The organism is Arhodomonas sp. SL1, assembly GCF_052060015.1.
Lineage (GTDB): Bacteria > Pseudomonadota > Gammaproteobacteria > Nitrococcales > Nitrococcaceae > Arhodomonas.
This window is the reverse complement of sequence record NZ_JBPODZ010000001.1, coordinates 545,620-569,984: the sequence shown is the minus strand read 5'-3', so window position 1 is coordinate 569,984 and position 24,365 is coordinate 545,620. Positions and strand designations below refer to the sequence as shown.

Below are 24,365 nucleotides of genomic sequence, written 5' to 3'. Positions count from 1 at the left end.
GGGGCGTTCAGCCCCGCCGCGCTAGCCGCGGCTCCCCCCACTGGACGGGCGCACCGCTCAGGCCCAGGAGCTGGCGCAGCTCGTCCTCCGTGGTGAGGAGATCGGCGAGGGTGTAGCGGTCGAGCTCTGCGAAAAAGGCCTGCAGCGCCTCGCCGAGTATGCGCTTTAGCTCGCAACCATGGGTGATGGTGCAACGGTTGTCGGGCGCGAAGCATTCCACCAAGGTGAGGTCCTGCTCCGTACGCCGAATCAACGTACCGATATTGATGCTCTCCGGCGCACGCTGGAGATACATCCCGCCCTTTTTACCACGGACGGTGCGGATATATTCCCCTTGGGCAAGCCCGTAGACGACTTTCATGATGTGATTGCGGGAGATGTCGTAACGGGAGGCGATCTCGCTAATCGTCGCGAAGCGATCCTCCTTGATGCCCAGATAGATCAGCACCCGAAGGGAATAGTCTGTGTAGAGGGTCAAGCGCATTGAGACCGAGCCGTCCAAATAGTAATAGTTTACCGCGTAACAGACTCCGCGGCTATCATCGCGCCCCCGCCATGGCCACTACGCTGACCACCAGGAGCACGGCCGCCACCTGACCACCGTGGCGCGCCCGCGCCTGCGCCGCCGCGATCGCGCGGCGCAGGTCTTCCGCCTCCGCCTCTGTGGCCCCTTCCAAGGCGCTGGAGAGCCGGCCGGCGCGGCTCAGGGCCGGGCGCTGAACGAGCATGCCAGTGAGGAAGGCGGCGAACGCGGCGATGGACCCCGTAGTGAGGATGATCCCATAGGCGGTGGTGAACCAAGGGGGACGAAAACCGCCGGAGACCCATGCGAGGAGCACGATGCCGGTGATCAGCGTGGCCAGCGCCGCGGCGGAGGAGGCCACGGGCAGGCGCGCTCGGGCGTTCAGTGACTGCATAAACGGTGCCGCCTTGGGACCGAGGCGCCGCGCGGTGGGATTGAGAAAACCCGCCATGACGAAGCTGGCCCCGGCCCAGAACACACCGGCGAGTACGTGTATCACCTGCAGGAACACGTATGCCTCGTAGCTCATCGCTGCGCTCATGGAAAGCTCCGCCCTTCACCTGTAACCAACCGATATTAGCATATACGGATAGGTTATTTTAATCGGGGGCGCGTCAGGGGAGGGGATCAGGCGAATACGCTGTTATCCTAACGGGTCCTGTATCCGGAGGTGCGCCCATGGACCGTTTTCCTGCTACTAACGTGTTCGGCGAGCCCCTGGCGGGCTGCGGCGATGACCCGGTCACTGGCTTCTATCGGGATGGCTGCTGTAACACCGGCTACGACGACCAGGGCATGCATACGGTTTGTGCCTGCATGACCCGGGAATTCCTGGACTTCGCGCTACGCCAGGGCAACGACCTGAGTACCCCCAACGGACTGATGGGGTTTCCGGGGCTGCGCCCCGGGGACTGGTGGTGCCTGTGCGCCGGTCGCTGGCTGGAGGCCTACCGGGCCGGGGTGGCACCGCCGGTAAACCTCCGCGCCACCCACGAGGAAACCCTCGCGGTCATCGATATGGCCACCCTCAAGGCCCATAGCATGGACCCTAGTTAATGAAGCACGGCGTTGGATTGGCAGAAGAAGCATGTCACAAGTACGGGATTTAACATAATATACCTTATACGCATCTATATGGACGCCGCTGGCCCGCGTCTGCTTACGTCCCTCGCCCGAAGCAACAGCGGACAAGTCGGCGGCTCATGCGAATAGGTACAAGCAGACGGCCACCGCGGCGATGATGCCGGCGATATCAGCGGTGAGCGCCCCAGCCAGGGTGTGCCGAATGCGCTTGACCTGCACCGCCCCGAAGTACACCGCCAGGACATAGAAAGTGGTCTCGGTGGACCCCTGGAGCGTGGTCACCAGAAACCCGGTGTAGCTGTCCGGCCCTACGGCGGGATCATTGATGATGGAGGCCATGACGCCGTAGGCGCCGGAACCGGACAACGGGCGCAACAGCGCCATGGGCAGGGCTTCGGCGGGCATGCCCAGGTGCTCGGTGTACCCTCCCACCCATTGCACCAGGGCATCCATGGCGCCGCTCGCTCGGAACATCCCCACTGCCACGAGTATGCCCACCAGATACGGAATAATGCGGACGGCCACCTGGAACCCCTCGCGGGCGCCCTCGACGAACACCTCGTAGACCCGCACACGCCGGACGGCGCCGTAGAGCAGAAAGAACACGATGAGCCCCGGAATAATCCAGGGCGCTATGACATGCCCGTAGGCAATGCTCAGGGGAATCAGCCCGAGCAACCCCGCGAGGAAGGTATACGACACCCATAGGGGGTAGCCCGAGGCCGCACCGGCGACGGCATCCGCTAGATGCTCAGGTGGGTCTTCTGCCTCGTCACCACCGCCTATCGGCGCGTCGCTCTTTTCCTCCGCCGCGTGCGCCTTCTGCGGGTCCGGCGGCGGCGCAGGGCTGAAGCGCTGATAGGCCTTGGTGGCGGCTACGGCGACCACGGTGGCACAGGCCGTGGCGAACAGCGTCGAGGGCAGAATTGCCGCCGGCTCCGTCGAACCTGCCGAGGCGCGCAAGGCGATCACGCCGGTCGGGAGCAACGTGACACTGGAGGTATTAATGGCAAGGAACAGGGCCATACTGTTGGTTGCCGTCCCCTTGTGCGGATTCAGCCGGTCCAGCTCCTGCATCGCGCGGATGCCGAAGGGGGTTGCCGCGTTGCCCAGCCCCATCGCGTTGGCGGAGATGTTGAGGATCATGGAACCCATGGCCGGATGATCCGGTGGGACGTCCGGGAACAACCGGGTCATGAGCGGCCGGATCAGGCGTGCCAGCACGGTGAGCATGCCCCCGGCCTCGGCGACCTTCATGAGCCCCAGGAACAGGGTCATCACGCCGATGAGCCCGATGGCCAGCTCCACCGCGCCGCCGGCGGATTCCACCACCGCCTCGGAGACTTCCGCCATGGGCGCGACAGCGCCATCGCCTTCACCGCCCTCCGGAGGACGGTACTGGATCTGATGCCAGGCGGCCGTGAAGAACGCCACCAGCACGATCACCAGGAAAACGATGTTCATCGTCAAGACCATTCTCGCGGGGGCAGATGGCCAAGGATCCGGCCTCGCGCCGGCGTGGTCAAACCTAGCGATGGACGGAGAATGGGGAGACGCCGGCAGCGGTGCTTTTTTGCCGATCGGCATTCCTATCGGCGATAATGCCAGCTTTAGGGTCGGCTTTGGATGCGCAGCCACTTCATGACACACGCCACCGCGGACCACCACCTCGTACGCACCGTCACGGTGGGGTCCACGACCTTTACCCTTCTCGGCACGGCCCATGTCTCACCCCAGAGCGTTGCGGATGTTCGCCGCGAGATCGACTCCGGGCAGTACGACGCGGTAGCGGTGGAGCTCTGCGACAGCCGCTATCACGCCTTGACCAATCCCCGGGCGATGGAGGAGATGGACCTCTTTCAGGTCATCCGGGACGGTAAGGCGGGGATGGTGGCGGCGAGCCTTGCGCTGGGCGCCTACCAGCAACGGCTGGCCGAGCAGTTCCAGATCCGTCCGGGCGCGGAGATGGAGGCCGCTATCCGTGGCGCCGAGGCGGACGGTCTGCCATTGTTCCTGGTGGATCGGGAGATCGGGATCACGCTGAAACGCATCTACCGTCGCACCCCGTGGTGGCAGCGGATGATGCTCGCCTCCGGGCTGCTCGCGAGTCTGTTCTCCCGGGACCGCATCGATGCCGAGGAGATCGAGCGGCTCAAGGAGGGGGACATCCTGGAATCCACCTTCTCGGAGTTCGCGGACCGCTCCCGGGTGCTCTACGAGACCCTCATCCACGAGCGGGACCGGTTCATGGCGGCGCGCCTGCTCACCGAAACGCGTGAACATGGCCCCTCCCGGGTGCTTGCGGTGGTGGGCGCCGGGCATCTGGCCGGTCTGGAGGCGGCACTGCGCGAGGGGATCGACGCACCCCAGGCGGAGCTGGAACGGCTGAATTACACGCCCCCGAGGGGGCGTTGGCTGCGCCTGATCCCCTGGGTCGTCGTCGCCCTAGTGCTCACCGGCTTCGCCATCGGGTTCAGCCGGAGCACGGATCTCGGGGTGCAGCTGGTCCTCGACTGGGTGTTGATCAACGGGGCACTCTCCGCGCTCGGGGCGGCCATCGCCCTCGCCCATCCGCTCACGGTGCTCACCGCCTTTGTCGCTGCCCCGTTGACATCGCTCAACCCAACGGTGGGGGCCGGCATGGTCACCGCCGGCGCCGAGATGTGGCTGCGCAAGCCCCAAGTCCGCGATTTCCGCAGCCTCCGAGGGGACGTCACCCGGCTGCGTGGGTGGTGGCGCAACCGGGTCTCCCGCACCCTGCTGATCTTTCTGATGAGCACCCTGGGCTCGGCGGCGGGGACCTATCTCGCGGGCTTCCGCATCGCCGGCAAGCTAATCGGCTGAGGGCAGGGGTATGCACGAGGAGTTCCCCCAGGACGAGGATCTGATCTACCTGAACCATGCGGGGGTAAGCCCCTGGCCACGCCGCACGGCGGAGGCAGTAAACGCCTTCGCCACGCTCAATGTCACCCGCGGAGCGGCGGAGTATCCCGCTTGGCTGGAGGTGGAGGCGCGCCTTCGCCAGCGCCTCGCCCGTCTCGTCGGCGCCCCGGAGAGCGATGACGTGGCCTTGGTCAAGAACACCTCCGAGGGGCTGTCCTTCATCGCCCATGGCCTGTACTGGCGCGAGGGGGACAACGTGGTGATCAACGACCAGGAGTTCCCCTCCAATCGCATGGTCTGGGAGTCCCTTGCCGAGCGCCACGGTGTCGAGATCCGTGACGTCACCATCACCGGCGTCGACGATCCCGAGGGCGCGCTGATGGACGCCATGGATGAGCGAACCCGGATCCTGCCGGTGAGTGCCGTGCAGTACGGCACCGGCCTGCGCATGGACCTGGAGCGCCTCGGCGCCGCCTGCCGCGCCCTGGACGCGCTCTTCTGCGTGGATGCCATCCAGCAGCTCGGTGCCCTGCCCTTCGATGCCCCCGCTATCGGTGCGGATTTCGTCGTCGCCGACGGCCACAAGTGGATGATGGGCCCCGAGGGGTTGGGCGTGTTCTACACCACGCCGGCAGCGCGGGAGGCCCTGGTGCTGACCCAGTACGGTTGGCACATGAGCTCGCAGCCCGGCGACTTCGATCGTCGGGATTGGGAGATCGCCGACAATAGCCGGCGCTTCGAGGCGGGTAGCCCGAACATGCTGGGGATCCACGCCCTGGACGCGAGCCTCTCGTTGCTGGAAGAGCTGGGCATGGACGCCGTCGCCGAGCAGGTGCTCTCCAACACCGCGACCCTGCTGGAGCGTATCGGCGCAGAGTCGGGGCTCGCCCCCGTGACCCCGGTGGAGCAAGCGCGCCATGCCGGCATCGTCACCTTCACCGTGGGCAATGCGGACCCCTCTCGGCTGCTGCATCGGCTCAGGGGTGCCGGCATCCCCTGTGCCGCACGGGCCGGAGGTATCCGTTTTTCCCCCCACTGCTATAACACCGCCGAGCAGCTCCATAGCGCGGTGGATCGCCTTTTGGGGCTCGCCGACGAAGGCTGATCCTCAGGCCGCGCCGTCCGCCAGGCCCTCGTGCGGGGCCTGCGGGAACAGGCGGAAGAAGTTCTCCGTGGTGGCCTCGGCCACCCGCTCCAACGGGAGCCCCCGTACCTGCGCCAGGCACTCCGCCACGTGGCGCACGTAGGCCGGCTGGTTCTCGCGACCCCGGTGGGGGACCGGTGCGAGGTAGGGGCAATCCGTCTCGATCAGCAGCCGGTCGAGGGGGATCCGGGCCGCGGTGTCGCGCAGGGCGTCGGCATTGCGGAAGGTCAGTATCCCGGAGAGCGACAGGTAGAAACCCTCATCGAGCAGGGCCCGCGCCGTCGCCCAGTCCTCGGTGAAACAATGAATGATCCCGCCGACCTCCCGGGCGCCCTCCTCCGAGAGGATGGCGAGCGTATCCTCCGGCGCGGCCCGGCTGTGCACGATGATGGGCTTACCGACCCGGCGGGCGGCGCGAATGTGGCGGCGGAAGCGCTCGCGTTGCCAGGCGGGTCGGTCTTCGTTGTAGGCATAGTCCAAGCCGGTCTCGCCTACCGCTATGATTCGGGAATGGTCGGCCAGGGCCGCGAGGCGCTCCTCGTCCGGGTCGGCGCCGGTACCGCTGGGATGCACTCCAATGGTCGTGGAGATCTCGGGATGACGCTCGGCCAGTGCGATCAGCGACTCCCGGCTCTCCACGTCCACCGCGACGTTGAGGAAATGCCCTACCCCCTCCGCGCGCGCCGCCGCCAGGGCGGCCTCGGTGTCACGCTGACGCTCGAGGAGATGGAAATGGCAGTGTGAATCGACAAGCAACGCCGCCTTCTCCGCGTCTACATCGTGTGGGTGGGCCGGTCGGACTCCAGGGCGCCGGCGAGGTAGGTCTCGATCTTGTTGCGTGCCGGCCCGCCCTCGCCCTCGGTAAACTGCACGCCGATGCCCGGCGTCCGGTTGCCCTGCACCCCTTCCGGGGTGATCCAGACCACGCGGCCGACCACCGGGATCTTCTCCGGATCCTCCATCAGGGTAAGCAGGATAAAGACCTCGTCGCCGATGCGGTAACGGCGGTTGGTGGCTACGAACAGCCCGCCGTTGCGCACAAAGGACATATACGCCGAATAGAGTGCGTTCTTGTCGCGGATCGCCAGGGAGAGGATCCCCTGCCCGCCGCCGGCCCCGCTAGTCTCGCTCATCAAACCCCCAGCGATTATCCCGTGCCTGCAGCACCCATTGGGCCAGGACCCCTTCGATGAGCAGCTGCGCGTTCAGCGGCTGCCCGGCATCGGCCCGCAGCCGAGTGACGTGGCGGTAGAACGCCTGTGCCGCCCCACAGTCTACCCATGCGGCCAGCTCCGACAACCCCTCCACCTCGGGGCCGTGGCCCGCCCCCGTCGCGGCGCGCCGGGCGATCTCCCCGGCGGCCATCTGGAGAAGCTCGATAAAGGCACTGCGATCCATTCCCTGCCACTGGGCCGCCGCCACCGTGGGCGAGAGCTCGGAGCGGTACAGGGCACGGAGTTGACCGATGAGCTGTCGGTACTGCGCCAGGCCCTCACCCTCCGCCAGCGCCAGGGCCCGCAAGGGCGCCCCCCCGGCCAGCCCCAAGAGGGAGGCGGCGTCGGCATGGGCGTCGCCGAGCCAGCGTCGCGCGGCAGCCGGCGCCGGGGCCTGTAAGGCGATCCGTTGACAGCGGCTGCGGATGGTCGCCGGCAGCGCCGTGGGCCGTTCGCAGACCAGTAGGATCACCGCGCGCGCCGGTGGCTCCTCCAGCGTTTTGAGCAGCGCGTTGGCGGCCTCCGTGTTCATCCGATCGGCTTCCGGGAGCGCAATCACACGGTGCTCGCCGTACTGGCTGGAGAGATTGGCGAACTCGGTGAGCTCGCGGATCTGCCCGACCCGGATGCGGGTGCGGCCCTCCGTGACCTCGACAACGTGATAGTCGGGATGGGCCCCGGTACGCCGCAACCGGCAACCGTGGCAGTGGCCACAGGCCTCCCCTTCCGCGTCGGGGCTACGGCACAGCAAGCGCGCAGCGATCCGGCCGGCCAGGGCACGACGACCCACACCCCGCGGGCCATGGATCAGCAGGGCGTGGGCCAGGGTGCCTGCCTCGATGCGTCCGCGCAGCCTTCCCCAGGCGCTGTCATGCCAGGGCATATGCTGCGGGTCGGGGGTCACGGTCATTCCGACTCCCCGAAGCTCAGCGCCAGCGCGGCCTCGATGCGCCGGCGCACCGCTTCCACCTCGCCGGATGCGTCGATCAGGCGCATACGTTCGGGGTGCTCGGCACACCGACGCCGGTACACGCCCCGGGCTCGTTCAAAGAAGCCCTCGCGCTCACTCTCGAAACGATCCGGGTCGCTCCGGGTGGCCGCGCGTTCCAGACCGCGGGCCACCGGCACATCGAGATAGAGGGTCAGGTCCGGGCGCAGGCCGTCCTGCACCCAGCGTTCCAGGGCTTCGATACGCGCCTCACCGAGGCCACGTCCGCCCCCCTGATAGGCATAGCTCGCATCGGTGAAGCGATCCGAGACCACCCATCGACCCGCCTCAAGGGCCGGGGTGATGACCTGCTCGAGGTGCTCGGCGCGGGCCGCGAAGACCAGGAGCGCCTCCGCCTTGGCGGTCATGCCGTGATAGGTGTGATCCAGCAACAACCCGCGTACTGCCTCGCCCACTGGGGTGCCCCCGGGCTCCCGGGTCATCAGCGGGTCGATGCCCCGTGCCTGCAGCCAGGCCTCGACGGCGGCCATGGCGGTGGTCTTCCCTGCCCCTTCCAGGCCTTCGATGGTGATGAAGCGCCCGCGGCTCATGGCTCCCCTCTGCTACCGTCGAGCTGATACTCCCGTACCGCCCGATTATGCGCCTCCAGGGTATCGGAGAAGACGTGGCCGCCGCGGCCGTCGGCGACGAAGTACAGGGCACTGCCCTCCTCGGGATGGACGGCGGCATGGAGACTGGCCCGGCCCGGTAGTGCGATGGGCGTGGGCGGCAGGCCGTCCCGGATGTAGGTGTTATAGGGGGTATCCGTGCGCAGATCGACACGGCGGAGATCACCGTCGAAGGCGTCACCGAGGCCATAGATGACTGTAGGGTCCGTCTGCAGCCGCATGCCGCGTTCAAGGCGACGAGTGAACACCCCGGCGATGCGCCGCCGCTCGTCGGCGCGACCGGTCTCCTTTTCGATGATGGAGGCCAGGATCAGTGCCTCCTCCGGCGAGTCCAGGGGCAGGCCCTCGGCCCTTTCCTCCCATTCCTCGATGAGTGCCTGTTCCATGGCCCGGTAGGCGCGACGAAGCAGGGCGACATCCGTGGTGCCCCGGGGGAAGCGATAGGTCTCCGGCAGGAAACGGCCCTCCGGATGCCGCTCGGGATGGCCCAGCGCCTCCATGAGCGCGGCAGGATCATCCGGCGGCAGCGTCTGTTCCAGGGCTTCATGGCTGGCCACCGCCCCCAGCAGGTCGTCCACGCTCCAGCCCTCCACGATGGTGAGACGGTGCTGCACGACCTCGCCGCGACGCATCCGCCCGAGCAGTGCCACCGCGGTCATGCCTGGCTCGATGCGGTACTCGCCCGCCTGGATCCGGCCGGCATCGCCGGTATAGCGGGAATACAGCCGCAGCGGCCACGGTGAGTCCAGGTACCCCCGTCGGGCGAGTTCCTTGGCGGTGGCGCGCAGGCTGCTCCCCGGCGGTACTTCGATGATCTCCGCGTCGGCATCGGGCGAAATCAGCGCCGCGTGACGGAGCTCATCATACTGTTGCCATACCAGGGCGGCCGCCCCCGCCAGGCCGAGGATGGCGGCCACCGCAAGCATTGCCAGTATGCGTTTCATCCGCGCTCCGTTCCCTGTGATGGGGGGTGGATCCAGCCCTCGGCGACCATCCGCTCAAGCAGGCACCGCCCATATTCGAATCGCGACCAGTGCCTGTCGTCCAGGCACCGCACCGGCCACAGGCCGATCAGGCTGTTGGTGAGCCAGAGCTCGTCGGCATCGGTCAGGTCCCCCCAGTCCAGGCGTGCCACCCGCGGGCGAAGCCCCACTTCTGGCGCCACGGCCAGGATCCGGCGCCGGATTACGCCCGCAACGCCGGCCTCGGCGAGCGGCGGCGTGAGCAGGCGATCGCCGCTGCGCACGAACAGGTTGGACATGGTACCCGCCACCGGTCGGTCGGAGGTATCACTCATCAGGCCTTCGGCGATCTGGGGATCGTCCCATTCCGTGCGGGCGATCACCTGTTCGAGGCGGTTCAGATGCTTGAGGCCGGCCAGCGCCCGCTGGGGCGATAGCCGGGTGGTGCAGCGAATTACCGCTACCCCATCGCGCCACCATTCCGCCGGTCGTTGCGGTACCGGGAACCCGCCGGCGATGACCCGCGGCCGTGTCTCCGGGGGTGGGCTGTAGCCACGGCCGCCGCTGCCACGGGTCACCAGGAGCTTAACCATCCCCGCCCCCTCGGCCGCCAGGAAATCCACTTCCCGGTCCAAGGCATCGGGGTCAGGCGGAGCGAAGCCGAGACGCCGGCAGCCGCTCCTCAGCCGTTCCCGGTGTGCCGGCCACAGGGCCGGCCGCCCTCCGACCACGGGCAGGGTTTCGAACAGCCCGTCGCCGTAGGCAAGCCCGCGATCATCGACCGGCACCTGATCGGCGGGCCGGCCGTCGACGCGCCACATGGCGGCCGGCTCACGCCAACCGGCGGAAAATGACGGTGCCGTTGGTGCCGCCGAAACCGAAGGAGTTGGAGAGCACGCCGCGGACCGGGCACTCCCGTGCCCCACCGGCCACGATGTCGATCCCCAGATCCTCGTCTGGATCGTCCAGGTTGATCGTAGGCGGGATCACGCCGTCGCGAATGGCAAGGACACTGAACACCGCCTCGACGCCGCCGGCCGCCCCCAGTAGGTGACCGGTCATGGACTTCGTCGAGGTCACCGCCACCTCCGCCCCGTGCGCGCCCAGGGCCTCGCGCACGGCCTTAGCCTCGGCCCGATCCCCCAGCGGCGTGGAGGTGCCGTGGGCATTGACGTGATCGATCCCGCTGGGGTCCATGCGCGCGTCGCGCAGGGCATTGACCATGCAGCGCCGGGCCCCGTCGCCGTCAGCGGGTGGCTGGGTCATGTGGTGGGCGTCGCCGCTCATCCCGAAACCGGCAACCTCCGCATAGATCCTCGCCCCGCGGGCACGGGCGTGCTCGTAGTCCTCAAGGACCAGCACCCCAGCACCATCGCCGAGCACGAAGCCGTCCCGGCCCCGGTCCCAGGGACGGCTCGCCCCTTCCGGATCGTCATTGCGGGTGGACAGCGCCTTGGCGGCGGCGAAACCGCCGAGCCCGGTGGGGGTGGTAGCGAACTCCGCCCCGCCGGCGATCATCACATCGGCATCGCCGTAGGCGATCACCCGCGCCGCCTGGCCGATGTTGTGGGTTCCGGTGGTACAGGCAGTGACCTGGGCGAGGTTGGGCCCCTTGGCTCCGAGGAGTATGGAGAGGTTACCCGAGATCATGTTGATGATCGCGCTCGGGATGAAGAACGGCGAGATCTTGCGTGGACCACCGTTGAGATAGGACTGGTGGCCCTTCTCGATGGAGTTGATGCCGCCGATACCGGAGCCCACCGAGATGCCGACCCGCTCCGCATTGCCCTCGTCGATCTCCAGACCGGCGTCGCGGACCGCATCCACCGAGGCACCAATGCCGTAGTGGATGAACGGGTCCATCTTTCGCGCCTCCTTGGCGGAGAGGTAATCGGTGACTTCGAAATCCCGTACTTCCCCGCCAAAGCGGACCGCGAACGCCGAGGCGTCGAAACCCTGGACCGGGCCGATCCCGGAGCGGCCCGCGAGGACATTGTCCCAAGCGGTCTCCAGGGAGTTTCCCACCGGGGAGACGATGCCCATACCGGTGACCACTACACGGCGTCTTGCCACGCCCACCTCCATAGTCTTACACCCCCCGGAAAACGCACAGGGCCGGCGATGGCCGGCCCTGTATCAGCGTCCCGGCAACAGCTGCGGGGCCGCGGGAGTAGTTACTCCAGATTGGCGTTAATATAGTCCACCGCCTGCTGTACGGTGGTGATCTTCTCCGCCTCTTCGTCCGGGATCTCGCACTCGAATTCCTCCTCGAGCGCCATCACCAGCTCGACGGTGTCGAGGGAGTCTGCGCCGAGATCGTCGACGAAGGAGGCCTCGGCGGTCACCTCGTCCTCCTTGACCCCCAGTTGTTCGACGACGATCTTCTTAACGCGCTCTTCGATACTGCTCATCTCGATCCTTCCTCCGGAGTGTGGAAAGTTCCGACCCGCCTGCCCCCCGGCTCGGATCCCGGGCCGAATGCGGCGGTATTTTAGGTGAACCGTTACGGCCACGCCACCGGCGCGGGCGAAAATCCGCTCAGCTCATGTACAGGCCGCCATTGACGTTTATCGTCTCACCGGTGACGAACGCCCCCGCTGGCGAGGCCAGGTAGAGCACCGCCGCCGCCACGTCCTCGGCGCGGCCGAGGCGCTCCAGCGGTGTCTGGTTGAGCAGCGCCTCGCGCTGCTCCGCCGGCAGCGCCTCGGTCATCTCGGTTTCGATGAATCCCGGCGCCACGGCGTTGACGGTGATCCCCCGGCTGCCCACCTCGCGGGCCAGCGAGCGGGTCATGCCCATAACCCCCGCCTTCGCAGCAGCATAGTTGGTTTGGCCGCTATTGCCCATCAGGCCAATCACGGAAGCGATATTGATGATGCGCCCGCGGCGCGCCTTCATCATCGGTCGCAACACGGCCTTGCTCATGCGGTAGACGGAGCTGAGATCGGTGTCGATGATCGCGTCCCACTCCTCCTCCTTCATCCGCATCAGCAGGTTGTCCCGTGTGATGCCAGCGTTGTTAACGAGGACAGACGGCGCGCCCAAGCGCTCGCCGACCTCCTTGAGCCCGGCGTTGATGCTCTCGGTGCGGGTGACATCGAGTACGATGCCGAAGCCCTCCAGGCCCGCATCGCGCAGCGCCCCGGTGATCGCCTCCGCCCCCTTTTCCGAGGTGGCCGTACCCACCACGCGCGCACCACCCTCCCCCAGGGTACGGGCAATGGCGTGGCCGATGCCGCGGCTCGCGCCGGTAACGAGCACCACTTCATTATCAATAGAAAACATCGGGTTAAACCTTATTGTTCAAGCGCCTTGTCGAGAGAATCCGGGTCCAGGACCGCGCTCACCGGCATACGCCGGTCGATGCGCCGATTCAAGCCCGCCAATACCTTTCCGGGACCGGCCTCCACGATCCGACCAACGCCCCGTGCCTGCATGGCCCGAATCACCTCCACCCAGCGTACCGGGCGATAAAGCTGGGCGACCAGTCGCTCGCGGATCCCATCAGCGGAATCGCTGGCGGCCGCGTCCACATTGTGGAGCACCGGGATGGCTGGGGTCTCCAGTGCCACCCCGGCGAGGCGTTCCCCCATCCGCTCCGCCGCCGGGCGCATCAGCGCGCAATGGGAGGGAACGCTCACCGGGAGGGGGACGGCCTTCTTCGCGCCGGCTTCCCGCGCCCCCTCTATGGCCCGATCCACCGCCGCTCGATTGCCGGCAATGACGACCTGTCCGGGGGCGTTGAAGTTCACCGCCTCCACCACCTCGCCCTGTGCCGCGTCGGCGCACACGGCTGTCACCGCCTCGTCATCCAGCCCGAGGATCGCCGCCATGGCGCCCTCACCCGCCGGCACCGCCTCCTGCATGAACCGGCCGCGGTCGTGGACCAGGGTCACGGCATCCGCGAAGGCCAGGGCACCGGAACAGACCAGGGCGGTGTACTCGCCGAGGCTGTGTCCTGCCATGGCCGCAGGTCGCGGTCCGCCCGCGGCCACCCAGGCGCGCCATACCGCGACCCCGGCGGTTAGCAGGGCCGGCTGGGTGATCTCGGTGCGGTTGAGCTCCTGTTCCGGTCCCTCCTGGACGATGCGCCAGAGATCCAGCGCCAGCGCGGTGGAGGCCTCGTCAAAGGTCGCGCGGACTGCTGGATGGTGCTCGGCGAGTTCTGCGAGCATGCCCAGCGACTGCGAGCCCTGACCGGGAAAAACGAATCCGAGGGTGTCGTCGGTTTCCATGCACTGTCTCCCCTTGCCCATGGCGGGGCCGTTCAGTAGCGGACCAGGGTGGCCCCCCATGTGAACCCGGCCCCGAATGCCTCCAGCAGGAGGAGCTGCCCGGGCCGGATACGGCCGTCGCGCACCGCCACGTCCAGGGCCAGGGGAATGGAAGCGGCGGAGGTGTTACCGTGACGGTCCACTGTCACCACCACGCGCTCCATGGGCAGGCCGAGTTTGCGGGCCGTTGCCGCCATGATCCGAATGTTCGCCTGATGGGGCACCAGCCAGTCGATGGCGCCGTACTCCAGGTCATTGGCCTGCAGGACCTCCTCCACCACCGCACCGAGGGTGCGCACGGCCACCTTGAAGACCTCGTTGCCGCGCATGGTCACTTTGCCGGCAAGCGGGTCACGGAGCAGCGCCTCGCTGCCCTGGGATACCCCCCACGGCACGTTGAGCAGTGGCTCCTGACGGCCGTCGGTGTGCAGATGACTGGAGAGGATGCCGGGGCGATCACTGCGTTCCAGGACCACGGCACCGGCACCGTCGCCGAAGATTACGCAGGTCCCGCGATCCTCCCAATTCAGGATCCGGGAGAACGTCTCGGCGCCGATAACGAGGGCCCGCCGTGCCCCACCGGTGCGTATGAAGCGGTCCGCGGTATCGAGGGCGAAGATGAAACCCGAGCAGGCGGCCGCGATATCGAAGGCGATGGCCCCGCCCCGCATCCCCAGGCGTTGCTGGACCAGGCACGCAGTGCTGGGGAAGATCTGGTCGGGCGTGGAGGTCGCCAGCACCAACAGGTCGATGTCGGCGGCGGTCAGGCCGGCGGCGTCCAGCGCCGCCTCAGCCGCCCGGGTGGCGATATCCCCGCAGCCCTCGCCCTCGGCGACGACATGCCGCTCGGCGATCCCGGTACGTTCGCGGATCCACTGGTCCGAGGTGTCCACCAAGGCCTCGAGCTCGGCATTGGTCACGACCCTCTCCGGCAGGTAGCTGCCGGTGCCCCGGATCCGCGAGTAGATGGTCACGACGTCTGTATTCCTCTGGAGAAGGTCTCGCCGAGCCGCTGGTCGATCAGTGAGGGCACCCCCTGGCGTGCCTCCAGCAGGCCCACCCGAATCGCGTGCTCGAAGGCCACCGCGTCGGCACTGCCATGGCTTTTCACCACCACCCCCCGCAGGCCGAGCAGGCTGGCCCCATTGTACTGCCGGGTATCGAGGCGGCGGCGCAGGGCGCGGAGCACGGGCATTGCGATCAGACCAGCGACGCGGGTGGACAGGTTGCGGCGGAACTCCTGCTGCATGTAGTGGGAGATCATGCCGGCGACCCCCTCGCTGGTCTTCAGTGCCACGTTGCCGGTGAAGCCGTCGCACACTACCACGTCGGAGACGCCCTTAAACATGGAATCGCCTTCCACATAACCGACGTAGTTGAGGTCGCTGGCCTGCAATTGTTGTGCGGCCTGCTTGACCTCATCGTTGCCCTTGATCTCTTCCTCGCCGAGATTGAGCAGGCCCACCCGGGGCGCGGGCAGGCGCGCCACGGTCTCCGCGAGCACCGATCCCATCACGGCAAACTGGAACAGATGTTCCGCGGTGCAGTCGACGTTGGCCCCGAGGTCGAGCATCTGAAACACGCCATCCTGGCACGGGATGGTGGTGCAAATGGCGGGACGGTCGATGCCCGGGAGGGTCTTGAGCACATAGCGGGCGGTGGCCATCAGCGCCCCGGTGTTCCCGGCGCTGACGCAGGCGTCCGCATCCCCGGATTTCACCAGGTTCACGGCCACCCGCATGGAGGAGTCCTTCTTCGCGCGTAGCGCCTGAGAGGGCAGCTCGTCCATGTCCACGGCCTGGCTGGCGTGGTGGACCGCAAGGCGCTCGTCCTCGGCCGCTCCCTCCGCGGCAAGGGCCTCGCGCAGGCGCTCGCCATCGCCCACCAGGACAAGCCGCACGTCCTCGTCCATGTGCTTGAGGGCGCGCAGGGCGGCAGGCACGACGACGGAGGGGCCGTGATCGCCCCCCATGGCGTCCAGGGCGATGCTATAGCGACGGGTCATGATCGCTGCATGTGGCCGGGACCGATATACGAATCCGCGCAGCCGTAGCGCTTAGTCGTCCTTGCCCTTGGTCACCTTGCGACCACGGTAATAGCCATCCGCCGAGATATGGTGCCGGCGGTGGGTCTCGCCGGTGGTGGGCTCGGTGGAAAGCGTGGGGGTCCCGAGCGCGTCGTGGGAACGCCGCATGCCGCGTTTCGACGGGGTCTTGCGATTCTGCTGTACTGCCATCTCCGGCCACTCCCGTTGGGGTTGTGTTCAGTCTTGATCCGAGTTGCCGCCCCGGTCCCGCCCTTTGAGCTCGGCGAGTACCGCGAACGGATTCTCCCGCTCGGGGACTGCTTCCCCCGGCGGGCCGAAATGTTGCGAGCGTTCGACACAGGGCTCGTTCTCCGCGTGCCTCGCCACCACCGGCAGCTCGAGGAGGAGCTCCTCCTCGAGCAATTCATGCAGCGCGAGCTGCATCTGCGGCGCCACGAATGCCTCGTCCAAAGCCTCCGCGGTCGCTTGGTCAGCCACCACGGTGATCCGGAACTCGCCGCGCACCGTCACCGCCGCCACCTCCAGGCAGCGCTGGCAAGTCAGGGGCAAGGTGGCCGCCACCGAGCCTGCGACCTCCACGCTGTCATCGCCCTTGCGGGCAATGGTGATCTCAGCGGTTGCCGCCTGTGCCTCACCGGCAAGCACCGCCGCCAGGCGCTTGAGAGTACCGAGCGGCAGATCGCCGGAAAGCGCGAGCCCCGCCGCGCCGACGCGACGCAGATCGATCGTGGACGGCAGGGTTTCCTCGTGCATAAGGCAGCGCATATTATCCATGCCTTTGGACCCTGTCAAAATACGCCCGATCCCGCAGTGGATGGGCAACGGAGGGGCATCGGCGCATGCAGCCACGGCGATTGATCCTCGGTTCGGGCTCGCCCTACCGGGCGGCGCTGCTGCGGCGCCTGGGAGTGGCGTTCAGCCAGCGCGCCCCCCAGGTCGACGAGAGCGTCCATCCCGGGGAGAGCGCGGAAGACTATGTGCTCCGCCTGGCACGGGAGAAGGCGCGGGCGGCGTCCGTGGACGAGGAGGACGCCCTGGTCATCGGTTGCGACCAGGCCGCCTGCCTCGAGGAGCGCATCCTCGGCAAGCCGGGCGACCGGGAGGCGGCGGTGCGCCAACTTTTGGCCAGCAGTCGCCGGCGCGTGCGCTTCCGGGTAGGACTGGCCATCCTCGATACACGGACCGGCAATGCCGAGGCGGCGCTCGAACGCTTGGATGTGATCTTCCGCGCCCTGACACGGGCCGAAGTGGAGCGCTACGTAGACCACGACCAGCCCTGGGACTGCGCCGGATCCTTCCGTGCCGAGGGAATGGGGGTGACCCTGTTCCGCGCCCTCGAGGGCCGGGACCCGAATACCCTCATCGGTCTACCCCTGATCGCGCTCTGCGAGCGCTTGCGTGCCGCCGGCTTCGCCCTGCCCTGACGCGGTGCCGCCGGTTCCCCTTACCACTCGGCCGATGGCCGGGCGAGGCGCTCCAGCACCGCCGCTGCAGTACGGCCGAGCTGCCGGGTAATCCGCTCAATGAGTCCGCCGCGCGGGGTGTAGTCAATGGTGCGCTCGGTACCGATGACTTCCGCGGCCACGTGTTCCGGGGTGGCGAGCTCATCGACCAGCCCGAGGGCCAGGGCGCGCTCGCCGGTCCAGATCAGCCCGGAAAATAACTCCTCGTCCTCCGCGAGCCGGTCGCCGCGGCCATTCCGTACGGCATCGATGAACTGCTCGTGGATCTCGTCGAGCATGGCCGAGACATGGGATTCGACGGCGGGATCGGACTCCGAGAACGGATCGAGCATGGCCTTGTTGCGGCCTGCCGTATACAACCGGCGTTCGACGCCAACTTTCTCCATGGCCTCCGTGTATCCGAACCCCCCCATGATGACGCCAATGGAGCCCACCAGGGAGGCCGGATCCGCGAATATCCGATCAGCGCCGGCAGCCACGTAATAGCCGCCGGAGGCGGCCATGTCACCGGCTACCGCGTACAGGGGGATGTCGGGATGCTCCGCGCGGAGTCGCTCCATGGCGGCATAGATGCGGCGGGCCTGCACCGGGCTGCCGCCGGGGCTGTTGATGCGGAGCATGACGCCGGCGGTGCCCTCCGCTGCGAAGGCAGCCTCCAGCCCGCGAATGATCCGGTCCGCTGCCGCCGGGGAGTCCGCGGCAATGGCCCCCTCGAGATCGACCACACCCGTATGGGGTCCCTCTGCCGTGGGATCCGGCATTCGCAGCTGCGGCAGGGCGAGCACGAGGACGCCCACGAGATAGGCAAGGATCGTCAGCTTGAAAAAGATCCCCCAGCGCCTTGCCCGGCGCCGCTCCCGGATCCCCTCGAGGGCGATCTCACGCAGGCTCTCACGTGCCCATCGTTCCTGCTCTTCCACAACGCTGCTCCCTATTCGTGGGGGATGGGCATGCCCATCGTTTCCAGGACCGCCCGCAGCTCGGCGGGAAGCGGTGCCCGGATCCGTAGCCGCGCCCCACCCTCCCCGGGCAGGTCCAGCGCGGCGGCGTGCAGGAATAGGCGGCGCAGACCGGCGTGGCGCGCCCGCCGGTTGGCCTCCGGATCACCGTAACGGCGGTCCCCCGCCACGGGCAGGCCGAGATGGGCGGCATGCGCGCGGATCTGATGCATGCGTCCCGTATGCAGCTCTACCTCCGCCAGCGTCCAGTCCGGCACCGCCGCAAGCCGGTGAAACACGCTCCGCGCGGACTTCCCTGCGGCACTGACACGCACCACCGACTCCCCCCCGCGACCGGTCTGGCGCTCCAGACGGGCCTCCACCGCGAGCGTCGGCCGCGCCATGGTACCCGCAAGCAGGGCCTGGTAACGCTTACCGACCTCGCCACGCCGCAGCGCCTCGTGCAAGCGCGTCAGCGTCGAGCGGCGCTTGGCCACCACCAGGCAACCGCTGGTATCGCGATCGAGGCGATGCACCAAGTCCAGAAAGGGGCAATCCGGGCGCATCTGCCGCAATGCCTCTATGACCCCGTAGCCAAGGCCGCTACCTCCATGTACCGCCATACCCGAGGGCTTGTCGATCACCAGGAGCTCGCCGTCCTCGTGGAGGATGGCATCATGCAGCCGGGCAAGGACCCGTTCCGAGGCGGCGCGGGTGGTCCCCCGCCCGGCGCGGACCGGGGGCAGGCGCAGGGTATCGCCGGTGCGCAGCCGCCGCGCCGGCTTCACCCGGCCGCCATTGACCCGCACCTCGCCGCGGCGTAGCAGCCGATAGACCAGGCTCCGCGGCACGCCGCGCAGCTCCCGGCTGATGAAGTTATCGATCCGCTGGCCATCGTACTCGGCGTGGATCTGGATATGGCGGACCTGATCGGCCATTCGGCTCACGGCTCGCGGCTGCGGGGTGACCGCGTATCATACCAGTGCGAATACAGCTTGGAAGGCAACTGTCAACATTGGTATATTTGCACCGGTGTTACAGGGGGTTCAGGCGCGTGTGCGTGCCGCGATCCTGTGACCCGGTGTGAAAAGGGATTGCAGGCGGCCTGCGGCGACGCTGCGGGCTGCCGCTGTTGCAGTTTACAAAACCAATCACCCGCTCGGCTGTGTCCGAGTGGCCAATGCGCCCCCCGGCGCCGGCGTCGTGCCCTTATATGCCTGGATTCTTCGTGACCCATCTCATCGCCGCACTGGTCGTCCCGCTGATGGCCGGCGTGCGCGGCACGCTGCCCGCCCCGGGCCGTGGCTGCGATGCGGCGATCGGTCCGGCGAGACATCACCGTCCGGCATACGACGACGCGGCCGGCCGGGTCGAGCGCCGGAGATCCCCGTCCTATGAAACGCATGCTGATCAACGCCACGCAGCCCGAAGAGCTGCGTGTGGCCCTCGTCGACGGACAGTCCCTCTACGATCTGGATATCGAGACGCCCTCCCGGGAGCGCAAGAAGGCGAACGTCTACAAGGGTAAGATTACCCGCGTCGAGCCGAGTCTCGAGGCGGCGTTCGTCCAGTACGGCGCGGAGCGCCACGGCTTTCTCCCCTTCAAGGAGATCTCCCGCGAGTACTTCCAGGGTGATGGCGATGCGGACCCCGGAAAGGTCGGCATCCAGGACGTCATCAAGGAGGGCCAGGAGGTCGTCGTCCAGGTGGAGAAGGAGGAGCGCGGCAACAAAGGGGCGGCGCTGACCACCTTCGCCAGCCTCGCCGGGCGCTACCTGGTACTGATGCCGAACAACCCCCGCGCCGGCGGCGTGTCGCGCCGCATCGAGGGCTCGGATCGCTCCGAGATCCGTGAGGCGCTGCGCCAGCTGGCAGTGCCGGAGGGGATGGGTCTGATCGTGCGCACCGCCGGTGTCGGCCGCAGTGTCGAGGAGCTCCAGTGGGATCTGGACTATCTCCTCAACCTCTGGAATGCCATCCAGAAGGCCGCCGCCGAGCGCCCTGCCCCGTTCCTGATCTATCAGGAGAGCAACGTCATCATCCGGGCGCTGCGGGACTACCTGCGCTCGGATATCGGCGAGGTGCTCATCGACGACGCCGAGGTCCACGAGCAGGCGCGGCAGTTCATGGAGCAGGTCATGCCCCATAACCTGCCGCGGCTGAAGCGCTATGACGACGAGGTGCCGCTGTTCACCCGGTACCAGATCGAGAGCCAGATCGAGTCGGCCTTCCAGCGCGAGGTACGGCTGCCGAGCGGCGGTGCCATCGTCATCGATCACACCGAGGCGCTGATCTCGATCGACATCAACTCTTCGCGGGCCACCAAGGGCGCCGATATCGAGGAGACCGCGTTCAACACCAATCTCGAGGCCGCCGACGAGATCGCCCGGCAGCTGCGGCTGCGGGATCTCGGCGGGCTGATCGTCATCGACTTCATCGACATGGGACCGAACCGCAACCAGCGGGAGGTCGAGAACCGTCTCCGTGAGGCGGTCAAACAGGACCGGGCCCGAGTGCAGGTGAGCCGAATCTCACGCTTCGGCCTGCTGGAGATGTCACGCCAGCGGCTGCGCTCTTCGCTCGGCGAGTCCAGTCAGGAGGTCTGCACCCGCTGCGGGGGACAGGGCACCGTGCGAAGCGTGGAGTCCCTCGCCCTGTCGATCCTGCGCCTCGTCGAGGAGGAGGCGATGAAGGACAAGACCGGCAAGGTCCTCGCCCAGCTGCCGGTGGATGTCGCGACCTTCCTGCTCAACGAGAAGCGCGGTGCCATCGCCGAGATCGAGCAGCGTAACCGGGTGGATGTGGTCCTCATCCCCAATCGCCATCTCGAGACCCCGCATTACGAGCTCCATCGGATCCGCAGCGACGACGCCACCAGCGAGGATGTCAGCTACCGGCTCGCCACGGGATCCGAGGAACCCAGCGATGCGGAACAACTGGTCGCCGCGGAACGGCCGAAGGCGGAGCAGCCCGCCGTGAAGTCCGTGCGACCGGCCAAACCTGCGCCCGGCGCCCCCACCGAACCGGCGGAAGGGGCGACGAGCGCCGCCGCGGAGACGCCGTCGGAGAGCACGGCGGAAGGGGGCGTACCGGTGGCCGAGCCCGCCCGCGCGCTGGGTGGCTTCTTCGGCTGGTTACGCAAGATCGTGGTGGGCGACGGGGAGACAGAGCCGACGCGGCAGCGAGGCACCGATGCGGCACCGGCCCCGAGCGCCGACGAGAGCGGGCCTCGCACCGGCCAGCCGTCCGCTACGGAGGGAACGACCAGCGGGCAGCGGAAAGCGACCGGGAAACGGGGCTCGGGCTCGGAGGGCCGTCGCCGGCGCTCCGAGTCGCCCCGCTCCAGCGGCGCAGCGAAGACCGGCGGTGACAAGGCGACCGAAAAGGCAGATGCGCCCGTGGCTTCCGCCGAGGTGCCGACGGAACCTGAGCGGCCCGCCACGAATGCGGGCGCCGATGCCGAGTCGGAGGAGTCCCGCGCGGCGCAACGGAGCACCGGGCGCAGCCGGCGGGGCCGGCGTGGCGGGCGTCGGCGCCGCCGTCCCAACCGCACCGGCGCGGAGCAGGACGCTACGGCCCCACAGCAGGATGGCGAGGGCGGCGAAGGCACGGCCCAGGAAGACACCGACAACGCCGCCGCCGAGAAGGACGGCGCCGGCAAGGCATCCTCCTCTGGCAAAGCCGCGCGCACCACCGGCACCGCCGAATCCCCCGAGAAGGCCGACGACGGCAGTGACGGCACGGAAGACAAGGCGCGGGGGTCAGCTGGCCAGCCGGAAGGTCGGCGCAAGGGGGGACGCAAGGACGATCCGCGGCGCTGGCCCGGTCGGCCCCGCATCCAGGCTGGTAGCGAGGACGGCGGTGATAAGCGGGAGATGGCCTCCGATAGCGCCGCCCCCGCCGGCCAACCCGAGCCGGTCACCGGAGAGCCGGGTCAGGAAACTGAGGATAACCGTGCGGTGACCGCATCCGGTGGCGAGGGGCGGGACTGACCGGCCCCTACAGGCGGTGGCGTTCGCGGAGCTCCGAGAGGAGGCCGCGCGCCGCCTCCTCCACTAAGTCGAGGACGTATTCGAATCCGTCGTGCCCCCCGTAATAGGGGTCCGGGACCTCGCTCTCCCCGCGTCCCGGCGCGAAGTCCAGGAGTCGGTGCACGCGTTCCCGGGCCGCCGATGGGGCATCGGCGATCAGGATCCCGTAGTTGGCGTCATCCATGGCGATGATGTAGTCGAAGGCCTCGAAATCGTAGGCATCCACCTGGCGGGCGCGGAGCCCGCCGATGTCGATGCCGCGGCGCGCCGCCGCCTCACGGGCACGGGGATCCGGTGGACGACCCACATGAAAGCCATGCGTACCCGCGGAATCCACGTCCACCAACGTCTCCAGGCCGGCCTCCTCGAGGAGGGCTCGGAAGACACCCTCGGCAGAGGGCGAACGGCAGATATTGCCCATACATACCATCAGCACGCGTATCATTCGTTATCTCCTCCAGCGGAATCGCCGTGACCCAACTGCCCGAGGGCCGCTGCCACCCGCGGCACATCCTCCGGCGTATCCACGCCGTGGCTGGGGATATGCCCGGCGATGCCGACACGGATGCGGTACCCGTGCCAGAGGGCCCGCAGCTGCTCGAGCTTCTCCGTAACCTCCAGGGGCGACGGTGTCAGCTCCGTGAAGGCCCGGAGAAACCCGGCCCGGTAGGCATAGATGCCGAGATGGCGCCGGTAGAGATCGGCCGGAGGTTCACCTTCGCGGCAATAGGGGATCCGGGCACGACTGAAGTACATTGCACGCCCGAAACGGTCACAGACCACCTTGACCACATCCGGGCGTTCGGCCTCCGCTGGCTGAAGCGGCGTCGACAGGGTGGCGAGGTCCGCATCCGCATCCGCGGCCAGGGTCCCGGCCGCCGTGTCCAGGAGCTCGGGTGGCATCAGTGGCTCGTCGCCCTGGAGATTGACCACAATCGTATCATCATCCAGTCCACACCTGCGGCTCACCTCGGCAAGGCGGTCCGTGCCGCTCTCGTGGCCTGTGTCCGTCTCCATCACCTCGGCGCCCAGGTTCCGGCAGGCGGTGGTGATGCGGCGGTCGTCGGTGGCCACGATCACCCGTTCGGCCCGGCTCTCCCGGGCGCGGTCGATAACGTGCGCGATCATCGGGCGTCCACCGATGTCCACCAGCGGTTTCCCCGGTAGACGTGAGGCGGCGTAGCGGGCCGGGATCACGACGATGAAGGGCTCCATCAGGGGATCCTCTCGTTGCGGGCCTTGAGAATCAGGCGGTCCATGGCAGTGGCGGCGGCCTCATCGGGGACCGCGGTGACCGGAAGATACCAGCCCCGGATCAGGTGTCGGCACTTCACGGCATCCTTCTCGGTCATGACCACGGGCCGGTCGTCATCGAATTCGAGATCGACCGGTCGGAAGCGATGGTGGTCGGGGAACGGATGCGGGAGCACCTTGTAGCCCAGCCCCTCCAGCATCGCGAAGAATCCCCCCGGGTGGCCGATGCCCGCGACCGCGTGGACACTCGAGCCCGGCACCGGCGGTGTGGCCTGGCATGTCGCTTCGAGGGGCTGCAAGGCACCCGGCTGCAGGCGGTATCCCGCCGCGGCCTCCGGCCGGGTACCGTCGCGGGCCAGCACCAGGTCCGCGTCCCGCAGGCGCGCCGGTGGTTCGCGGAGCGGCCCGGCCGGTAGGCAACGCCCATTGCCGAGCCCCCGCGCCGCATCGATCACGATCACCTCCGCCTGGCGTCGCAGGCGATAGTGCTGGAGGCCGTCGTCGCTGATCAGCAGGTCACAGCCCGAACCCGCGAGCAGACGTGCGGCGGCGACCCGGTCCGGGCCGGCCGCCACCGGGCAACCGGCCCGTTCCGCGATGAGCACCGCTTCATCCCCCACAATGGCAGGATCCGAGTTTCGCGTTACCGGCTGCGGCCACTGCCGCCCCCTACCCCCGTAGCCTCGCAGTATCACGCCGGGGGTCATCCCGAGGGCACGGGCTCGTTCGACCAGATGGATCACCAACGGTGTCTTGCCGCTTCCGCCGACGAAGAGGTTGCCCACCACGATCACCGGCAGGGGCGCGGACGGCGCATGGCGTGCCCAGTACCGGCGCCGCGCGTGGCTGACCGCGCCGTACAGCACCCCAAGCGGCGCCAACGCCGTACTCAGCACCCCGCGACGCAACCACCAGCCGGGCACCCCCTGCAC

Annotated in this window: 28 protein-coding genes; 6 read left to right on the top strand and 22 right to left on the bottom strand. The window is 68.0% G+C overall.

Annotated features, from left to right (window positions below):
• Window positions 1-7: 7 nt before the first annotated feature.
• Both ACQ754_RS02735 and ACQ754_RS02730 read right to left on the bottom strand, forming a co-directional pair.
• Window positions 8-484 carry an Rrf2 family transcriptional regulator gene (locus ACQ754_RS02735; protein ID WP_440995451.1) on the bottom strand — a complete coding sequence of 159 codons (477 nt, stop codon included), beginning with the start codon at window positions 482-484 and terminating at the stop codon, window positions 8-10.
• A 55-nt stretch (window positions 485-539) separates the two neighbouring features.
• Complete coding sequence (locus ACQ754_RS02730; RefSeq protein WP_440995450.1) at window positions 540-1,064, bottom strand: hypothetical protein; 525 nt, start codon at window positions 1,062-1,064, stop codon at window positions 540-542.
• Window positions 1,065-1,201: 137 nt separating this feature from the next.
• Between ACQ754_RS02730 and ACQ754_RS02725 the strand changes: the two genes are divergently transcribed.
• Window positions 1,202-1,579 (top strand): DUF2237 family protein, encoded by a 378-nt coding sequence (locus ACQ754_RS02725; protein WP_440995449.1) that lies wholly within the window; start codon window positions 1,202-1,204, stop codon window positions 1,577-1,579.
• 144 nt (window positions 1,580-1,723) lie between these two features.
• Here ACQ754_RS02725 and ACQ754_RS02720 read toward each other — a convergent pair whose 3' ends face one another.
• The gene (locus ACQ754_RS02720; RefSeq protein WP_440995448.1) at window positions 1,724-3,070 is read right to left on the bottom strand and encodes a nucleoside recognition domain-containing protein; all 1,347 of its coding nucleotides are present in this window, start codon (window positions 3,068-3,070) and stop codon (window positions 1,724-1,726) included.
• On the opposite strand from ACQ754_RS02720, the gene ACQ754_RS02715 reads away from it, so the two are divergent.
• The 3 genes from ACQ754_RS02715 to ACQ754_RS02705 are packed head-to-tail and all read left to right on the top strand — an operon-like array spanning window position 3,063 to window position 5,594.
• Entirely contained in the window at window positions 3,063-3,251 is a 189-nt protein-coding gene (locus ACQ754_RS02715) for a hypothetical protein (protein ID WP_440995447.1), read from the top strand. The two genes, ACQ754_RS02720 and ACQ754_RS02715, sit on opposite strands and share 8 nt — an antisense overlap.
• Window positions 3,248-4,450: a TraB/GumN family protein gene (locus ACQ754_RS02710; protein WP_440995446.1), complete on the top strand. Its 1,203-nt coding sequence runs from the start codon at window positions 3,248-3,250 to the stop codon at window positions 4,448-4,450. The genes ACQ754_RS02715 and ACQ754_RS02710 overlap by 4 nt, the downstream gene beginning before the upstream one ends.
• A 10-nt stretch (window positions 4,451-4,460) precedes the next feature.
• Window positions 4,461-5,594, top strand: a complete 1,134-nt coding sequence (locus ACQ754_RS02705) for an aminotransferase class V-fold PLP-dependent enzyme (RefSeq protein WP_440995445.1) — start codon at window positions 4,461-4,463, stop codon at window positions 5,592-5,594.
• Between the two features lie 3 nt (window positions 5,595-5,597).
• Here ACQ754_RS02705 and ACQ754_RS02700 read toward each other — a convergent pair whose 3' ends face one another.
• The 14 genes from ACQ754_RS02700 to ACQ754_RS02635 all read right to left on the bottom strand — a co-directional run bounded on the left by ACQ754_RS02700 (window position 5,598) and on the right by ACQ754_RS02635 (window position 16,521).
• Window positions 5,598-6,389 carry a TatD family hydrolase gene (locus tag ACQ754_RS02700; protein WP_440995444.1) on the bottom strand — a complete coding sequence of 264 codons (792 nt, stop codon included), beginning with the start codon at window positions 6,387-6,389 and terminating at the stop codon, window positions 5,598-5,600.
• A 17-nt stretch (window positions 6,390-6,406) separates the two neighbouring features.
• Window positions 6,407-6,766, bottom strand: a complete 360-nt coding sequence (locus ACQ754_RS02695; protein ID WP_440995443.1) for a PilZ domain-containing protein — start codon at window positions 6,764-6,766, stop codon at window positions 6,407-6,409.
• Window positions 6,753-7,757, bottom strand: coding sequence for a DNA polymerase III subunit delta' (gene holB / locus ACQ754_RS02690; protein WP_440995442.1), 1,005 nt, complete (start codon window positions 7,755-7,757; stop codon window positions 6,753-6,755). Before holB ends, ACQ754_RS02695 begins: the two co-directional genes overlap by 14 nt.
• Entirely contained in the window at window positions 7,754-8,386 is a 633-nt protein-coding gene (tmk, locus tag ACQ754_RS02685) for a dTMP kinase (protein WP_440995441.1), read from the bottom strand. Before tmk ends, holB begins: the two co-directional genes overlap by 4 nt.
• Window positions 8,383-9,408, bottom strand: coding sequence for an endolytic transglycosylase MltG (gene mltG, locus ACQ754_RS02680; protein ID WP_440995440.1), 1,026 nt, complete (start codon window positions 9,406-9,408; stop codon window positions 8,383-8,385). The genes tmk and mltG overlap by 4 nt, the downstream gene beginning before the upstream one ends.
• Window positions 9,405-10,247, bottom strand: coding sequence for an aminodeoxychorismate lyase (gene pabC, locus ACQ754_RS02675; RefSeq protein WP_440995439.1), 843 nt, complete (start codon window positions 10,245-10,247; stop codon window positions 9,405-9,407). Before pabC ends, mltG begins: the two co-directional genes overlap by 4 nt.
• Before the next feature lie 10 nt (window positions 10,248-10,257).
• Window positions 10,258-11,499, bottom strand: coding sequence for a beta-ketoacyl-ACP synthase II (fabF, locus tag ACQ754_RS02670; RefSeq protein ID WP_440995438.1), 1,242 nt, complete (start codon window positions 11,497-11,499; stop codon window positions 10,258-10,260).
• Window positions 11,500-11,600: 101 nt separating this feature from the next.
• A complete protein-coding gene (gene acpP, locus ACQ754_RS02665) occupies window positions 11,601-11,837 on the bottom strand; it encodes an acyl carrier protein (RefSeq protein WP_440995437.1) in 237 nt (78 codons plus the stop codon).
• 127 nt (window positions 11,838-11,964) lie between these two features.
• Window positions 11,965-12,711, bottom strand: a complete 747-nt coding sequence (gene fabG / locus ACQ754_RS02660) for a 3-oxoacyl-ACP reductase FabG (protein WP_440995436.1) — start codon at window positions 12,709-12,711, stop codon at window positions 11,965-11,967.
• Window positions 12,712-12,722: 11 nt separating this feature from the next.
• Window positions 12,723-13,661, bottom strand: coding sequence for an ACP S-malonyltransferase (gene fabD, locus ACQ754_RS02655; RefSeq protein ID WP_440995435.1), 939 nt, complete (start codon window positions 13,659-13,661; stop codon window positions 12,723-12,725).
• Window positions 13,662-13,693: 32 nt separating this feature from the next.
• Entirely contained in the window at window positions 13,694-14,674 is a 981-nt protein-coding gene (locus ACQ754_RS02650; protein ID WP_440995434.1) for a beta-ketoacyl-ACP synthase III, read from the bottom strand.
• Entirely contained in the window at window positions 14,671-15,705 is a 1,035-nt protein-coding gene (gene plsX / locus ACQ754_RS02645; RefSeq protein ID WP_440995433.1) for a phosphate acyltransferase PlsX, read from the bottom strand. The genes ACQ754_RS02650 and plsX overlap by 4 nt, the downstream gene beginning before the upstream one ends.
• 51 nt (window positions 15,706-15,756) lie before the next feature.
• Complete coding sequence (gene rpmF, locus ACQ754_RS02640; protein WP_440995432.1) at window positions 15,757-15,936, bottom strand: 50S ribosomal protein L32; 180 nt, start codon at window positions 15,934-15,936, stop codon at window positions 15,757-15,759.
• A gap of 27 nt (window positions 15,937-15,963) precedes the next feature.
• A complete protein-coding gene (locus tag ACQ754_RS02635) occupies window positions 15,964-16,521 on the bottom strand; it encodes a YceD family protein (protein WP_440995431.1) in 558 nt (185 codons plus the stop codon).
• 65 nt (window positions 16,522-16,586) lie between these two features.
• Here ACQ754_RS02635 and ACQ754_RS02630 point away from each other — a divergent pair, with 65 nt between their 5' ends.
• Window positions 16,587-17,171, top strand: a complete 585-nt coding sequence (locus ACQ754_RS02630; protein ID WP_440995430.1) for a Maf family protein — start codon at window positions 16,587-16,589, stop codon at window positions 17,169-17,171.
• A 20-nt stretch (window positions 17,172-17,191) separates the two neighbouring features.
• Here ACQ754_RS02630 and ACQ754_RS02625 read toward each other — a convergent pair whose 3' ends face one another.
• Together ACQ754_RS02625 and ACQ754_RS02620 are read right to left on the bottom strand one after the other, a co-directional pair.
• Window positions 17,192-18,130 carry a S49 family peptidase gene (locus tag ACQ754_RS02625; protein WP_440995429.1) on the bottom strand — a complete coding sequence of 313 codons (939 nt, stop codon included), beginning with the start codon at window positions 18,128-18,130 and terminating at the stop codon, window positions 17,192-17,194.
• An 11-nt stretch (window positions 18,131-18,141) separates the two neighbouring features.
• Window positions 18,142-19,086 (bottom strand): RluA family pseudouridine synthase, encoded by a 945-nt coding sequence (locus tag ACQ754_RS02620; RefSeq protein WP_440995428.1) that lies wholly within the window; start codon window positions 19,084-19,086, stop codon window positions 18,142-18,144.
• 456 nt (window positions 19,087-19,542) lie between these two features.
• Between ACQ754_RS02620 and rne the strand changes: the two genes are divergently transcribed.
• Window positions 19,543-22,140, top strand: a complete 2,598-nt coding sequence (gene rne / locus ACQ754_RS02615) for a ribonuclease E (RefSeq protein WP_440995427.1) — start codon at window positions 19,543-19,545, stop codon at window positions 22,138-22,140.
• A gap of 7 nt (window positions 22,141-22,147) precedes the next feature.
• On the opposite strand, the gene ACQ754_RS02610 is transcribed toward rne, so the two are convergent.
• Genes ACQ754_RS02610 through lpxK form a run of 3 tightly spaced genes read right to left on the bottom strand, consistent with a single transcriptional unit; the run spans window position 22,148 to window position 24,365 of the window.
• Window positions 22,148-22,624 carry a low molecular weight protein-tyrosine-phosphatase gene (locus ACQ754_RS02610; RefSeq protein WP_440995426.1) on the bottom strand — a complete coding sequence of 159 codons (477 nt, stop codon included), beginning with the start codon at window positions 22,622-22,624 and terminating at the stop codon, window positions 22,148-22,150.
• Window positions 22,621-23,394, bottom strand: coding sequence for a 3-deoxy-manno-octulosonate cytidylyltransferase (gene kdsB / locus ACQ754_RS02605; protein ID WP_440995425.1), 774 nt, complete (start codon window positions 23,392-23,394; stop codon window positions 22,621-22,623). The genes ACQ754_RS02610 and kdsB overlap by 4 nt, the downstream gene beginning before the upstream one ends.
• The gene (gene lpxK, locus ACQ754_RS02600) at window positions 23,394-24,365 is read right to left on the bottom strand and encodes a tetraacyldisaccharide 4'-kinase (protein ID WP_440995424.1); all 972 of its coding nucleotides are present in this window, start codon (window positions 24,363-24,365) and stop codon (window positions 23,394-23,396) included. The genes kdsB and lpxK overlap by 1 nt, the downstream gene beginning before the upstream one ends.